The following is an 857-nucleotide window of genomic DNA, read 5'->3' on the forward strand; positions in this document are numbered from 1 at the left end:
GTTCGCGGTTGAGGTGGCGCTGTTCAGGTTGGTGGAGTCGTGGGGTGTCCGGCCGGACTTCCTGGCGGGGCATTCGATCGGTGAGGTGGCCGCTGCGCATGTGGCGGGTGTGCTCTCGCTGGCGGATGCTGCGGCTCTGGTGGCGGCTCGTGGTCGTCTGATGCAGGCGCTGCCCGCTGGTGGTGCGATGGTGGCGGTGCGGGCGTCCGAGGACGAGGTGCTGCCGCTGCTCAGTGGTGAGGTGGGTGTTGCGGCCGTCAACGGGCCTTCGTCGGTGGTGATTTCCGGCGACGAGCAGGCGGTGCTGGAGATTGCCGAGAAGCTGGCCGCCGATGGTCGGAAGACCAAGCGGCTCACCGTCAGCCACGCGTTCCACTCGCCGCTGATGGAGCCGATGCTGGCGGAGTTCCGGGGAGTGGCCGAGGGGCTGACGTTCCAGGAGTCGAGGATCCCGATCGTCTCCACCCTCACCGGCAAGGTCGCCGACGAGCTGGTCACGCCCGAGTACTGGGTCCGGCATGTCCGTGAGGCGGTCCGGTTCCACGACGCGGTGCAGACCCTTGAGCATGAGGGCGTCCGTACGTTCGTGGAGTTGGGGCCGGACGGGGTCCTGTCGGCGATGGGTCAGGAGTGTGTGACCGAGGCGGTGGTGTTCGCGCCGGTGCTGCGCGGGGACCGTCCTGAGGTGCGGGCGCTGACCACGGCTCTGGCACAGGCGTACGTGCACGGCGCGGCCGTGGACTGGCAGGCTGCGTTCGCCGGTCGCGGCGCGGCGCGGGTCGAACTGCCGACGTACGCCTTCCAGAAGGAGCGCTACTGGCTCGACGCCGGTGTGTCCGCCGGTGACATGGCGTCGG

General features: G+C 69.7%; 1 protein-coding gene. It reads left to right on the top strand.

The features are described 5' to 3' along the window. The coding region (locus UK12_RS32775) for an acyltransferase domain-containing protein (protein ID WP_045306853.1) at positions 1-857 on the top strand (857 nt) is incomplete at both ends.

The sequence above is a fragment of the Saccharothrix sp. ST-888 genome, from assembly GCF_000955975.1.
GTDB lineage: Bacteria > Actinomycetota > Actinomycetes > Streptomycetales > Streptomycetaceae > Kitasatospora.